Annotated in this window: 11 protein-coding genes; 6 read left to right on the top strand and 5 right to left on the bottom strand. The window is 72.0% G+C overall.

All coding sequences use genetic code 11. The annotated features are described in order from the left end of the window. The first annotated feature begins 6 nt into the window (after positions 1-6). Positions 7-1,011 carry a glucose-6-phosphate dehydrogenase (coenzyme-F420) gene (gene fgd / locus ABFJ78_RS34250; RefSeq protein ID WP_436391481.1) on the top strand — a complete coding sequence of 335 codons (1,005 nt, stop codon included), beginning with the start codon at positions 7-9 and terminating at the stop codon, positions 1,009-1,011. Here fgd and ABFJ78_RS34245 read toward each other — a convergent pair whose 3' ends face one another. Genes ABFJ78_RS34245 through ABFJ78_RS34235 form a run of 3 tightly spaced genes read right to left on the bottom strand, consistent with a single transcriptional unit; the run spans position 1,012 to position 4,089 of the window. Then, positions 1,012-2,163, bottom strand: coding sequence for an acetyl-CoA C-acetyltransferase (locus ABFJ78_RS34245; protein WP_436391132.1), 1,152 nt, complete (start codon positions 2,161-2,163; stop codon positions 1,012-1,014). It lies immediately after the preceding gene. 22 nt (positions 2,164-2,185) lie between these two features. After that, positions 2,186-2,947, bottom strand: a complete 762-nt coding sequence (locus tag ABFJ78_RS34240) for an SDR family oxidoreductase (RefSeq protein ID WP_436391130.1) — start codon at positions 2,945-2,947, stop codon at positions 2,186-2,188. Continuing rightward, complete coding sequence (locus tag ABFJ78_RS34235) at positions 2,944-4,089, bottom strand: acyl-CoA dehydrogenase family protein (RefSeq protein WP_436391128.1); 1,146 nt, start codon at positions 4,087-4,089, stop codon at positions 2,944-2,946. The genes ABFJ78_RS34240 and ABFJ78_RS34235 overlap by 4 nt, the downstream gene beginning before the upstream one ends. 82 nt (positions 4,090-4,171) lie before the next feature. Between ABFJ78_RS34235 and ABFJ78_RS34230 the strand changes: the two genes are divergently transcribed. The 5 genes from ABFJ78_RS34230 to ABFJ78_RS34210 are packed head-to-tail and all read left to right on the top strand — an operon-like array spanning position 4,172 to position 9,627. Beyond that, entirely contained in the window at positions 4,172-5,704 is a 1,533-nt protein-coding gene (locus ABFJ78_RS34230; RefSeq protein ID WP_436391126.1) for a FadD3 family acyl-CoA ligase, read from the top strand. Then, the gene (locus tag ABFJ78_RS34225; RefSeq protein WP_436391124.1) at positions 5,701-6,546 is read left to right on the top strand and encodes an enoyl-CoA hydratase; all 846 of its coding nucleotides are present in this window, start codon (positions 5,701-5,703) and stop codon (positions 6,544-6,546) included. The genes ABFJ78_RS34230 and ABFJ78_RS34225 overlap by 4 nt, the downstream gene beginning before the upstream one ends. Beyond that, a complete protein-coding gene (locus tag ABFJ78_RS34220) occupies positions 6,546-7,676 on the top strand; it encodes an acyl-CoA dehydrogenase family protein (protein WP_436391123.1) in 1,131 nt (376 codons plus the stop codon). Before ABFJ78_RS34225 ends, ABFJ78_RS34220 begins: the two co-directional genes overlap by 1 nt. Beyond that, a complete protein-coding gene (locus ABFJ78_RS34215; RefSeq protein WP_436391121.1) occupies positions 7,673-8,587 on the top strand; it encodes an acyl-CoA dehydrogenase family protein in 915 nt (304 codons plus the stop codon). The genes ABFJ78_RS34220 and ABFJ78_RS34215 overlap by 4 nt, the downstream gene beginning before the upstream one ends. Then, the gene (locus tag ABFJ78_RS34210) at positions 8,584-9,627 is read left to right on the top strand and encodes an acyl-CoA dehydrogenase family protein (protein WP_436391120.1); all 1,044 of its coding nucleotides are present in this window, start codon (positions 8,584-8,586) and stop codon (positions 9,625-9,627) included. Before ABFJ78_RS34215 ends, ABFJ78_RS34210 begins: the two co-directional genes overlap by 4 nt. Here ABFJ78_RS34210 and ABFJ78_RS34205 read toward each other — a convergent pair. Together ABFJ78_RS34205 and ABFJ78_RS34200 are read right to left on the bottom strand one after the other, a co-directional pair. Then, positions 9,624-11,438, bottom strand: coding sequence for a flavin-containing monooxygenase (locus ABFJ78_RS34205; protein WP_436391119.1), 1,815 nt, complete (start codon positions 11,436-11,438; stop codon positions 9,624-9,626). The two genes, ABFJ78_RS34210 and ABFJ78_RS34205, sit on opposite strands and share 4 nt — an antisense overlap. A 90-nt stretch (positions 11,439-11,528) precedes the next feature. After that, positions 11,529-12,701, bottom strand: a complete 1,173-nt coding sequence (locus tag ABFJ78_RS34200) for a GAF domain-containing protein (protein WP_436391117.1) — start codon at positions 12,699-12,701, stop codon at positions 11,529-11,531. Positions 12,702-12,708: the final 7 nt, after the last annotated feature.

The following is a 12,708-nucleotide window of genomic DNA, read 5'->3' as shown; positions in this document are numbered from 1 at the left end:
GTGAGCGTGGCGCTCAAGGTCGGTTACAAGGCGTCGGCGGAGCAGTTCGGACCGCGGGACCTGGTCGAGTACGCGGTGCGTGCCGAAGAGGTCGGCCTCGACTCGGTCTGGGTGTCGGACCACTTCCTGCCGTGGCGGCACGAGGGCGGCCACGCGCCGTGGGCGCTGGCGTGGATGCCGGCGGTCGCCGAGCGCACGAAGCGGGTGCAGATCGGCACGAGCGTGCTGACCCCGACGTTCCGGTACAACCCGGCCGTGATCGCCCAGGCGTTCGCGACGATGTCGCTGCTGTCGAACGGCCGCGTGATCCTCGGCGTGGGGTCCGGCGAGGCGCTGAACGAGATCGCCGTCTCCGGGCGCGAGTGGCCGGAGTTCAAGGAGCGCTTCGCGCGGCTGCGCGAGTCGATCAAGCTGATCCGCGAGCTGTGGACCAGCGACAACGTGAACTTCAAGGGCGACTACTACGAGCTGGTGGACGCCAAGATCTACGACCGGCCGGAGCAGCCGGTGCCGGTGTACGTCGCCGCCGGCGGCCCGGTGGTGGCCAAGTACGCGGGCCGCGCGGGCGACGGGTTCATCTGCACGTCGGGCAAGGGCATGGACCTCTACACCGAGAAGCTGATGCCGGCGGTCAAGGAAGGTGCCGAGGCGGCGGAGAAGACCGTCGAGGACGTCGACCGGACGATCGAGATCAAGCTGTCGTACGACCGCGACCACGAGAAGGCGCTGGAGAACACCCGGTTCTGGGCGCCGCTGTCGCTGTCGGCGGAGCAGAAGCACAGCGTGTCCTCGGCCGAGGAGATGGAGCGGCTGGCCGACGAGCTGCCGATCGACCAGGTCGCCAAGCGGTGGATCGTGGCGTCCGACCCGGACGAGGCCGTGGCGCAGATCAAGCCGTATCTGGACGCGGGGTTGAACCACCTGGTGTTCCACGGTCCTGGGCATGACCAGGAGCGCTTCCTGAGCCAGTTCAGCGAGGACGTGCTGCCGAAGCTGCGCGCCCTCGGCTGATCACAGCCGTTCGATGATGGTGACGTTGGCGGTGCCGCCCCCTTCGCACATCGTCTGCAGGCCGTACCGGCCCTCGCGGCGCTCCAGCTCGTGCAGGAGCGTCGCGAGGAGCTTCGTGCCGGTCGCCCCGATCGGGTGGCCGAGGGCGATGCCACCCCCGTTGACGTTCACCCGCTCGGGGTCCGCGCCCGTTTCGTCCAGCCACGCCAGCACCACGCTGGCGAACGCCTCGTTGACCTCGAACAGGTCGATGTCCTCGATCGCGAGTCCCGCGCGACGCAGGGCGTGGGACGTCGCCGGGATCGGGCCGGTCAGCATCCACACCGGGTCCGCCGCCCGCACCGACAGGTGGTGGATGCGAGCCCGCGGTGTCAGCCCGTGTTCGCGCACGAAGGCCTCCGAAGCCAGCAGAGCCGCGCTCGCGCCGTCGGAGATCTGGCTGGCCACCGCCGCCGTCAGGCGCGACTCCGGCGAAAGCGGCTTCAACCCGCGCATCCGCTCCAGTGACGTGTCCCGGCGCGGCCCCTCGTCGTGCCGGAAGCCGTCCACCTCCGCGATCTCCGCGTCGAACCGGCCGGCATCGATCGCGGCCAGGGCCCGCTGGTGGCTGCGGAACGCGTACTCCTCCATGGCCTCCCGGCTGATGTCCCAGTGCTCGGCGATCATGTCGGCACTGCGGAACTGCGACACCTCGACGCTGCCGTAGCGCTCCTGCCAGCCCTTCGAGCCGGAGAACGGGTCGTCGAAGCCGTACTCGCGCCCGGCCAGCATCGCCGCGCTGATCGGGACGCGGCTCATGTTCTGCACGCCCCCGGCCAGGACCAGGTCCTGAGTGCCGGACATGACGGCCTGCGCCGCGAAGTGCACCGCCTGCTGGCTCGACCCGCACTGCCGGTCGACCGTCACCCCGGGCACGTGGTCGGGGTGGCCGGCCGCGAGCCACGCGGTGCGCGCGATGTTGCCCGACTGCGGGCCCAGGGTGTCCGTGCAGCCGAGGATGACGTCGTCGACGAGGTCCGGGTCGACGCCGGCGCGGTCGACGACCGCCCGGATGACGTGCGCGCCGAGGTCGGCGGAGTGCCACGCGGACAGCGCGCCACCGCGCCGGCCGACCGGCGTGCGGACGGCGTCGAGGAGGAAGGCTTCGGGCACAGTAGCTCCTTAAGACGGGCTCCTAGGGGTGCTGGCTGGAGACGGAGACGACTTCGCCGGTGAGGTAGCTCGCGTAGTCGCTGGCGAGGAAGACCATGACGTTGGCGACTTCCCACGGTTCGGCCGCGCGGCCGAACGCCTCGCGTTTCGTGAGGTCGTCGAGGAGTTCGTCGCTGGTCACCTTGGCGAGGAACGGGTGCATGGCCAGGCTCGGCGCGACGGCGTTGATCCGGACGCCGTGCTCGGCGGCGTCGAGGGCCGAACACCGGGTCAGCGCCATGACCCCGGCTTTCGCGGCGGCGTAGTGGGCCTGGCCTGCCTGGGCACGCCAGCCGATCACCGACGCGTTGTTGACGATCGCCCCGCCGCCGCCTTGGGCGACGAACTGCTTCAGGGCCGCGCGGGTGCAGCGGAACGTGCCGGTGAGCGTGATGTCGAGAACGCGGGACCACTCGTCGTCGGTCATGTCCAGCACCGACTTCGTGCCGCCCAGCCCGGCGTTGTTGATCATCACGTCGACCCGGCCGAAGTGGTCGACCGCGCCCTCGATCAGGGCCTGGACCTGGTCCTCCTGGGTGACGTCGCAGGGGAGCGCGTGCACCTCGCCCAGTTCGGCGGCCTTCTCCTTCAAGCGCCGTTCGTGCCAGTCGCTGATGACGACGCTCGCGCCCTCTTCGAGACACCGCTTCGCGACGGCCGAGCCGATGCCGGTGCCGGCCGCGGCGGTGACCACGACGACCTTGCCGGACAACAGGTCGTGGCCGGGTGGGTACTGCGGGATCACGGGCGGGCCTCCCTCGGCAGGCCGAGCACGCGCTCGGCGATGATGTTCCGCTCGATTTCGTCCGACCCGCCGTAGATGGTGTCGGCGCGGGTGAACAGGTAGAGCCGCTGGGCGTCGTCCAATTCACCACCGGAAGCGACCAGGGACCGCGCGCCTCGGGCCCGCATCGCGAGTTCGCCGAGCCCGCGGTGCCACTGGGCCCACAGGAGCTTCCCGACGGCGACCTCCGGTCCGGCGGGACGGCCGAGCGTCCGCAGGGCGTGGGCGCGCAGGACGCGCAGGCCGAGGCGGGCACGGGCGAGGTCGGTGCGCAGCAGCGGGTCGTCGTAGGTGCCGAGCCGCTTCGCCTCGGCGGTGATGTCGTCGAGCTCGCGGCGGAACCCGATCTGCTGGCCCAGCGTCGAGACGCCGCGTTCGAAGCCCAGGGTGGCCATGGCGATCTTCCAGCCTTCGCCCGGTTCGCCGACGACCAGGTCGGCGGGTGTGCGGGCGTCGTCGAAGAAGACTTCGTTGAACTCCGACGTGCCGGTCAGCTGCTGGATCGGCCGCACGGTCACGCCGTCCTGGCGCAGCGGCACCAGCAGGTAGGACAGCCCGTGGTGGCGCCGCGACCCGGGTTCGGTGCGGGCCACGACGAAGCACCAGTCGGCCACGTGCGCCAGCGACGTCCAGATCTTCTGGCCGTTGACGACCCATTCGCCGTCGCGCCGGACCGCGGACGTCGAGACGGCGGCCAGGTCGGAGCCGGCGCCGGGTTCGGAGTAGCCCTGGCACCAGAGTTCTTCGACGCCGACGATCTTGGGCAGGAACCGTTGTCGCTGCCCGGGCGTGCCGAAGGCGATGAGCGTCGGGCCGAGCAGCTGCTCGCCGATGTGGTTGACGCGGGCGGGCGCACCCGAGGCCGCGTACTCCTCGTGGAACGCGACCTGTTCGTCGAGCGACAGGCCGCGGCCGCCGAACTCGGCCGGCCAGCCGACGCACGTCCAGCCCGCGGCGGCGAGGTGGCGTTCCCAGGCCAGCCGCAGGTCGAAGGCCTCGTGCTCGCGTCCCGGCCCGCCGAGGCCCCGCAGCCGCGCGAACTCGCCGGTCAGGTTGTCCGCGAGCCAGCCCGCGACCTCGCGGCGGAATCGCGTCGGTTCCACGCACGCCTCCTTGCTGCCGGGCCGGTCCGGCACCTAGGGTAATGAGAACACGTTCTAGTTTGCCGGTCCAGAGGAGGGTGTGGTGGGACAGACCACGATCCCGGCCGTCGTCCGCGATGCCGCCGCGAAGTTCGGCGCGGCGGAGGCACTGGTCGACGGGGACGTCCGGCTCGGCTTCGACGCGCTTCTGGAACGTGTTCAATCGGTCGCCCGCGCCTTCGCGGCCCGCGGCGTCCAGCCCAGTGACCGCGTCGCCGTCACCCTCCCGAACACCCACCACTGGGTGCTCACGGCGCTGGGCGCGCTCTACGCGGGCGCGTCCCTGGTGCCGGTCAACACCCGGTTCACCGCCGCCGAGACCGTGGACCTGCTCGTCCGCAGCCGGGCGAAAGCCCTGGTCGTGGCCGCGGACTTCCTCGGCGCGGACCGCCACGCCGCCATCGTGGCGACCGGCGCCGACCTGCCGGACCTCGCCACGGTCGTCCGGGTGCCCCTGGAACAGCCGCACCAGCCGGTACCGGGCACCCTCGGCTGGGACGAATTCCTGGACCTCGCGGAGCAGGTGCCGCTCGCCGAGGTCGAAGGTCGCGCCGACGCCGTCCAGCCCGACGACGTAAGCGACATCCTGTTCACCTCGGGCACGACCGGCCGCTCGAAGGGCGTGCTGTCGGCGCACCGGCAGGTGGTCGGCGTCGCCGCCGCTTGGGCGGAGTGCGGCCGGGTCACCGCCGACGACCGGTACCTGGTGATCAACCCGTTCTTCCACAGCTTCGGCTACAAGGCCGGGATCGTGGTCGGGCTGCTGACCGGCGCGACGATCGTGCCGCAGGCGGCGTTCGACGTGCGTGCCGCCCTGAACCTGATCGAACGCGAACGCATCTCGGTGCTGCCAGGAGCGCCGACGATCTTCCAGTCGCTGCTGAACGAACCCGAGCGCGGCGACGTCTCGTCGTTGCGGCTGGCGGTGACCGGCGCGGCCGACGTGCCGGCGTCGCTCGTCCGGCGGATGCGGTCCGACCTGGGCTTCGACATCGTCCTGACCGCCTACGGCCTCACCGAAGCCGTCGTGGTGACGATGTGCCGCCCTGGCGACGACGCCGAGCTGGTCGCGCGCACGTCCGGCCGCGCGACGGCGGACTTCGAGGTCGCGATCCAGGGCTCGCCCGGCGAGGTCGTGCTCCGCGGGCCGAACGTGATGCTCGGCTACCTCGACGACGCCGACGCCACCGCGAAGGCCGTCGACGAGCAGGGGTGGCTGCACACCGGCGACGTCGGCGAGCTGGACGCCGACGGGAACCTCACGCTCACCGGCCGGCTCAAGGACATGTACATCTGCGGCGGGTTCAACGTCTACCCGGCCGAGGTCGAGCACGCCCTGACCGAGCTGGCCGGCGTCCGGGACGTCGCCGTCGTCGGCGTCCCGGACGAGCGGCTCGGCGAGGTCGGCAAGGCCTACGTCGTCGGCACCGGCCTGACCGAGCGGGACGTCCTGGCGTTCTGCCGCGAGCGGCTCGCCAACTACAAGACCCCGCGGTTCGTCGCGTTCCTGGACGAGCTGCCCCGCAACGCTTCCGGCAAGGTGCTGAAGCGGCTGCTGACCGAGGAGAACGCATGAGTGAACCGGTGGTCCGCGCCGAGCGGCGCGGGCCGGTCGCGGTGGTCACGATGAACCGGCCGGACTACCGCAACGCCCAGAACTCGGCCATGACCTACGCGCTCGACGACGCCTTCACCGAGGCCGTCGACGATCCCGAGGTGAAGGTGATCGTGCTGGCGGGAGAAGGCAAGCACTTCTCCGCCGGGCACGACATCGGCAGCCCGGGCCGGGACGCGGACCAGTCCTTCGACCGCCGCGCGGTGATGTGGTGGGACCACACCGACCGGGCCGGTGGTGACCAGCGGTTCGCCCGCGAGTCCGAGGTCTACCTCGGGATGTGCCGCCGGTGGCGGGAGATCCCGAAGCCGATGATCGCGAGCATCCAGGGGGCGTGCATCGCCGGGGGACTCATGCTCGCCTGGGTGTGCGACCTGATCGTCGCCGCGGACGACGCGTTCTTCGCCGATCCGGTGGTGCGGATGGGGATCCCGGGTGTCGAGTACTTCGCGCACCCGTGGGTGCTCGGACCGCGCGCGGCCAAGGAAGTGCTGTTCACCGGTGAACGGTTCACCGTGCAGCAGGCCAAGGAATGGGGGATGGTGACCCGGATCGTGCCGCGCGCCGAGCTGGAGCAGCACACCCTCGAACTGGCGGAGAAGATCAGCGGGATGCCGCAGTTCGGGCTGGCGCTGGCGAAGAAGGCCGTCAACCAGGCCGAGGACCTGATGGGCCTGCGGTCCGGAATGGACTCCGTGTTCGGGCTCCACCATCTCGCGCACGCGCACAACGCGGAGACGTCGGAAGACTCGCTCGGCGGGCAGTCCGCGCGCTCGATGCGTGACGCGAACAAGGGGGCGTGATGGACCTCGACATCGACGAGGCGTCCGCGGCCTTCCGCGACGAGGCCCGTTCGTGGCTTTCCGAACACGTGCGGACGCTGCCGTCGATGGACACCGCCGAAGGCTTCGTGGCGCACCGCGAGTGGGAGGCCGAGCTGGCCGAGGCGCGGTGGTCGGTCGTGTCGTGGCCGCGCGAGTACCACGGCCGGGACGCCTCGATGCTGCAGTGGCTGTTGTTCGAAGAGGAGTACTACGCGTCGGGGGCGCCCGGGCGGGTGAGCCAGAACGGGATCTTCATGCTCGGGCCGACGTTGTTCGCCCACGGCACGCAAGAGCAGCGCGACCGCATCCTGCCGGCGATGGCGACCGGCGAGCAGGTGTGGGCGCAGGCGTGGTCGGAACCCGAGGCGGGCAGCGACATCGCCGCGGTGCGCAGCACGGCGGTGCGCGCCGACGGCGGCTGGCTGTTGTCGGGGCAGAAGACGTGGAGTTCGCGGGCGGCCTTCGCGGACCGCGCGTTCGGGCTGTTCCGCACCGATCCTGCCGCCCAGCGCCACCACGGGCTGACGTACTTCATGGCCGACCTGCGCGCGGACGGCGTCACGGTCCGGCCGATCCCGCAGCTGGACGGCGAACCCGGGTTCGCGGAGATCTTCTTCGACGAGGTGTTCGTGCCGGACGAGGACGTGATCGGCGAGGTCGGGCAGGGCTGGCGGGTCGCGATGACGACGGCGAACAACGAGCGTGGCCTGTCCCTGCGCAGCCCGGGCCGGTTCCTCGCCGCGGCCGGCCGTCTCGTCGACCTTTGGCGGTCCCACGGCGCTGCGGAGTCCACAAAGGACCGGGTGGCGGACGCGTGGATCGGGGCCCGTGCCTACCAGCTCTACACGTTCGGCACGGTGAGCCGCCTGGCCGAGGGCGGCGAGCTGGGCCCGGAGTCCAGTGTGAACAAGCTGTTCTGGTCGCACCTGGACGTCGAGCTGCACGAGACGGCTTTGGATGTGCTCGGTCCGGCCGCGGAGACGGACGAGGCGTGGGTGAACGGCTACCTGTTCTCCCTCGCCGGGCCGATCTACGGCGGCACCGACCAGATCCAGCGGAACACGATCGCCGAACGGCTGCTGAAGCTGCCGAGGGAGGCCCGCCGATGAGGTTCCAGCTCTCGCCGGAGCACCGGCAGTTCGCCACGACGCTGCACGAACTGCTGGGCGGGGCGGACACCGCGGCGACCACCCGGGCCTGGGCGGCGGGGGAGCACGACCGCGGCCTCAAGCTCTGGCGCGCGCTCGCCGACGTCGGCGTGTTCGGGCTGCTCGTGCCCGAGGACGACGGCGGGCTCGGCGCCGGCCCGGTCGACCTGGTCGTCGCGTTCGAAGCGCTCGGCTACCACGCCGTCCCGGGCCCGCTCGTCGAGTCGGCGGCGGTCGCCCCGGCGTTGCTGACCGGCGACCGGCTCGGTGCTCTTGCCGAAGGTGACCTCCTGGTCACCGTCGCCGCGCCGCCGGAAGTCCCCCTGGCACTGGACGCCGACGTCGCGGGAGTGGTGCTGGACCTCACCGGTGCCGAGCTGGCAGCGGAGCCCGAACTCGTCCGCTCGGTCGACCCGGCCCGGCGGCTGTTCCGGGTCCCCGCCACCGCGGCAGCCGAGACCGCCGCGTTCGACCTGGGCGTGCTGGCCGTGTCCGCCCAGCTGCTCGGCGCCGGCCAATGGCTCCTCGACACCTCCGTGGCGTACGCGAAGCAACGCAGCCAGTACGGCCGGGCCATCGGCGAGTACCAGGCGATCAAGCACCTGCTCGCCGACGTCGCGACCCGGCTCGAACTGGCCCGCCCGCTGCTCCACGGCGCGGCCGTCGCCCGAGAGACCTTCGCCCGCGACGTCTCGGCGGCGAAGGTCATGGCGGGCGACGCCGCGTACCTCGCCGCGCGGACGGCCCTGCAGGTCCACGGCGCCATCGGCTACACCGCCGAACACGACCTCGGCCTGCGGCTGACGAAGGTGCGGGCCCTCGCCGGCGCGTGGGGGACCGGGTCGTTCCACCGGACGCGGGTGCTGCTATGACCGACCCGCTGGAGACCGAGGAGGCCCAGGCTCTGCGAGACGCCGTCCGGGCCCTGCTGACCCGCCGGTCGGGGCCGGAGGCGGTGCGGGCGGCGATGGCGTCCCCGCTCGGCTACGACGACAAGCTCTGGTCGACGCTGTGCGAACAGATCGGTGTCGCCGCCCTGGCGATCCCCGAACACTACGGCGGCGCGGGCGCCGGCCTGGCCGAAGTCTGCGTGGTCATGGCCGAACTCGGCCGGACGCTGACCCCCGCTCCGATGCTGGGTTCCGCCGTGCTGTGCGGGGAAGCGTTGCTGCGCACGGGAAACGACGAAGCCTGCGAACGGCTGCTGCCGGGCATCGCCGCGGGCACCACCCTCGCCGCGTTGGCCTGGTCGGACGAGAACTGGTCGCCCGGGCTGACGGCGTCGGACACCGGACTCGACGGCCGCGCCCACTACGTCCTCGACGGCGACCTCGCGGACGTCCTCCTGGCCGTGGCCCGGACGGCGGACGGCGCCGGCCTGTTCGAGGTGCCCGTCGAGGGCGTCCGCCGCGAGCGCGTCACCACGCTCGACCCGACCCGCCGGCTGGCCGTGGTGGACTTCGCGTCGACGCCGGCCCGGCGCCTCGACACCGACGGGTTCGGCCGGCAGCGGGGGAAGCTGCGCGACACGGCGGTGATCGCGGTGGCGGCCGAGCAGGTCGGCGCGGCGGCCCGAGCCCTCGAACTGACGGTGGAGTACACGAAGCAACGCCGCCAGTTCGGCCGCCCGATCGGCTCGTTCCAGGCGCTGAAGCACCGGATGGCCGACGTGCACGTCCACGTCGAAGCCGCGCGTTCGGCGCTGTACGCGGCCATTGTGGACGGTGACCCCGAAGCCGTCACGACGGCGAAAGTCGTGTGCGGCGAAGCGTTTTCCCACGCGGCGGCGGAGATGATCCAGCTCCACGGCGGCATCGCGATCACCTGGGAGCACGACGCCCACCTGTACTTCAAGCGCGCGCACGGAACCGCCCTGCTGTTCGGCGATCCCGTGCGCGCGCTCTCGGGCTAGGAGAGGTGGTGCACCTCCTGCAGCCCGTAGACCGGCGTCGGGATGCCTTCGGCACGGGCTTTCAGCTGCAGGGCCAGGTAAAGCGAGTAGTGCCGGGACTGGTGCAGGTTACCGCCGTGGAACCACAGCCCTTCCTGCTGCGTGGGCTTCCACATGTTCCGCTGCTCGCCTTCCCACGGCCCCGGGTCCTTGGTCGTGTCCGAGCCCAGGCCCCACACCTTGCCGACCTTGTCCGCGACCTCCTGGCTGATCAGGTCGGCCGCCCAGCCGTTCATCGAGCCGTAGCCCGTCGCGTAGACGACCAGGTCGGCTTCCAGCTCGGTGCCGTCGTCGAGCTTCACGGACGTCTCGGTCAGCTCGACGACCTGGCCGTGCGCCAGCTTGACATCGCCGTTGGCCACGAGATCCGCCGCGCCCACGTCGATGTAGTAGCCCGAGCCGCGGCGCAGGTACTTCATGAACAGGCCGGAGTCGTCGTCGCCCCAGTCGTGGCGGAAGCCCGCGGCTTCGAGGCGGTCGTAGAACTCCTGGTCGCGCTCCTTGATCGCCGCGTACACCGGCTGCTGGAACGTGTGCATGATCCGGTACGGGAGCGAGGCGAACGTCAGGTCCGCCTTCTGCGTCGTCATGCCGGCGGCCAGCGCGCGCTCCGAATAGAGGTCGCCGAGGCCGAGGTCCATCAGCGAATCCGACTTCACGATGTGCGTCGAACTGCGCTGGACCATCGTGACGTCGGCGCCGGCCTCCCACAGCGCGCCGCAGATGTCGAACGCCGAGTTGTTCGACCCGACGACGACGGCCTTCTTGCCGCGGTAGGCGTCCGGGCCGGGGTGCTGCGAGCTGTGGTGCTGCTCGCCGCGGAAGCGGTCCTGCCCCGGCAGCACCGGGATGTTCGGCTTGCCCGACATGCCGGTCGCGAGCACCAGCTGCTTCGGCTTGAGCACGACCTCCTCGCCGTCGCGGTCGAGGACGACGGTCCACTCCTTCGCCTCTTCGTCGTAGGAGGCGCTCTTGCAGGTCGTCGACGACCAGTAGTTGACCTCCATGACCTTCGTGTACATCTCGAGCCAGTCGGCGATCTTGTCCTTCGGCGCGAAGACCGGCCAGTTGCGCGGGAAGTCCAGGTACGGCAGGTGGTCGTACCAGACCGGGTCGTGCAGGCACAGCGACTTGTACCGGCCGCGCCACTGGTCGCCCGGCCGCGCGTACCGGTCGACGACCACGTGCGGCACGCCGAGCTGGCGCAGCCGCGCGCCCAGCGCGATCCCGCCCTGCCCGCCGCCGATGACGACGACGTACGGCTGGCGCGTCGTGCCCAGCTCCGCGGCTTCCGCCTGCCGCGCCTCGGCCCAGGTGACGCGCTCGCGGTTGATGCCGTGCTCCGCGCCCTTCGGCCGCGCGGTGCCGAGCGGCTCCTCGTGGCCCTTCAGCTCGTACAACGTCGTCAGGAACGTGAACGCGCCTTCGTCGTTGAGCCGCAGGTGACCGCGGCCCCGGCCGACCGCCGTGTCGAACCCGATCCACGCCTCGACGATCCCGCCGGCCTCGGTCGGCTCCTCGGTCGCGTGGAAGCCGGTCGCGTCGGTGCTGTCCATGGTGGCCAGCAGCAGATCCTTGACACCGTCCCGGTTTTCGACCGTCTTGAGGTTCCAGGTGAACGCGATCAGGTCGCGCCAGAACGACGTCGTGGCGAAGAGGGCGGCCGCGCGGTCGGCGTCCCGGGCCGCGAGCGCGGCCTCGAAGTCGGCGAGCCAGCCGTCGACGCGCTGCCGGGCATCGAGGGCCGCGGCCGGTTCGAGGGTCTGGGTCATGAGCGGACCTCCCCGTCTCGGGCACCGTCGTCGTCGGCGGCGCGTTCAGCGCAGCCAACCCCGCCGGCCCGGGTCCGCGTAAGGGTTGCCCTAAGGTTGCATCAGCACGACTTCGACGCCCGGCGCGAACCGGTAGGGGCGCGCGAGCAGCAGGCCGCCGATCAGCTTGCGCAGCCGCGACAGCTCGGCGCGCACGGTCACCAGGTGCGTGCGGTCGCCGTAAAGCGTCTCCGACAGCTGCGCGGCCGACACTCCGGCCGGTCCCGCGGTCGCGATCAGCCGCAGCAGGTCCGCCTGGCGCCTGCCGAGCGGGTGCGTCCACCGCGCGGAACCTTCGACGATCGCGCGCGGCGGGCCGAGTTCGAGCGTGAGCCTCAGGGTTTCGCGCCGGCTCGGCCGCAGGAGCCAGCCCCCGGGCACCGGTTCGGGCTCGCACGCGCCGAGGCCGCGGACCGCGACCGGGACGCCGTGGCGGGGCGCGGCGACGCGGTCGATCCCGTGGACGCCGTGCTGCGCCGCGACCCAGCCGTGGTCGTCGACGACCAGCCCGGTCGTGCCCAGCAGGTGGCCGGACAGCCGGCGCAGCGCTTCGAGCCGGGCCTCGTGCCGCTGGTGCAGGACCGCCTCGGCCAGCCGCACCGACGTCCCGACCAGGGCGACGGTCATCGGGTGGACGGTCTCGGCCGGGCCGCTGACGTCGACGATCCCGAGCAGCTCGCCGGTCCGCGGGTCGTGCACGGGGGAGGCGGTGCAGGTCCAGGTGTGGTGCGAGCGCACGAAGTGCTCGGCGGCGAACATCTGCACCGGCGCGGCTTCGGCCAGCGCGGTGCCGATCGCGTTGCTGCCGATGGCGGGCTCCGACCAGATGGCGCCCTCGGTGAAGCCGAGCGAGTCGGCGCGGTGGCGCACCCGGCGGGCCCCTTCGCGCCAGAGGACGACGCCGTCGGCGTCGGTGACGACCATCAGGTGGTGCGCGTCCTCGGCGACCGACGTCAGCGCGCCGCGCAGTTCGGGCAGGACCTCGTTCAGCCGGCACACCGTCCGCCGCCGTTCGACCTCGGCGGTCCCGACGGGCTCGGGCGCGGGCGGCCGGTCGGGATCGACCCCCTGCGCGGCGACGCGGCGCCAGGACCGTTCGACGAGCCGGCGCGGCGCTTTCGCGGGCGCGCGCCCGGCGAGGACGGCGTCGTGGATGCCGGCGAGCAGCCGGGCGTGCCCGGCGACGTCGGTGCCGGGCCGGACCGCGCAGACTTCGTCGTCCACCGCCACC

The organism is Amycolatopsis sp. MEPSY49 (assembly GCF_051337345.1).
In the GTDB taxonomy this organism is placed as follows: Bacteria; Actinomycetota; Actinomycetes; order Mycobacteriales; family Pseudonocardiaceae; genus Amycolatopsis.
This window is presented reverse-complemented; position numbering and strand designations above follow the sequence as displayed.

Bases quoted from the DNA above. Each gene is read 5' to 3' on its own strand.
- ABFJ78_RS34215 (WP_436391121.1), top strand. From the start codon at position 7,673: ATGAGGTTCCAGCTCTCGCCGGAGCACCGGCAGTTCGCCACGACGCTG.
- ABFJ78_RS34205 (WP_436391119.1), bottom strand. From the start codon at position 11,438: ATGACCCAGACCCTCGAACCGGCCGCGGCCCTCGATGCCCGGCAGCGC.
- ABFJ78_RS34220 (WP_436391123.1), top strand. From the start codon at position 6,546: ATGGACCTCGACATCGACGAGGCGTCCGCGGCCTTCCGCGACGAGGCC.
- ABFJ78_RS34225 (WP_436391124.1), top strand. From the start codon at position 5,701: ATGAGTGAACCGGTGGTCCGCGCCGAGCGGCGCGGGCCGGTCGCGGTG.
- ABFJ78_RS34210 (WP_436391120.1), top strand. From the start codon at position 8,584: ATGACCGACCCGCTGGAGACCGAGGAGGCCCAGGCTCTGCGAGACGCC.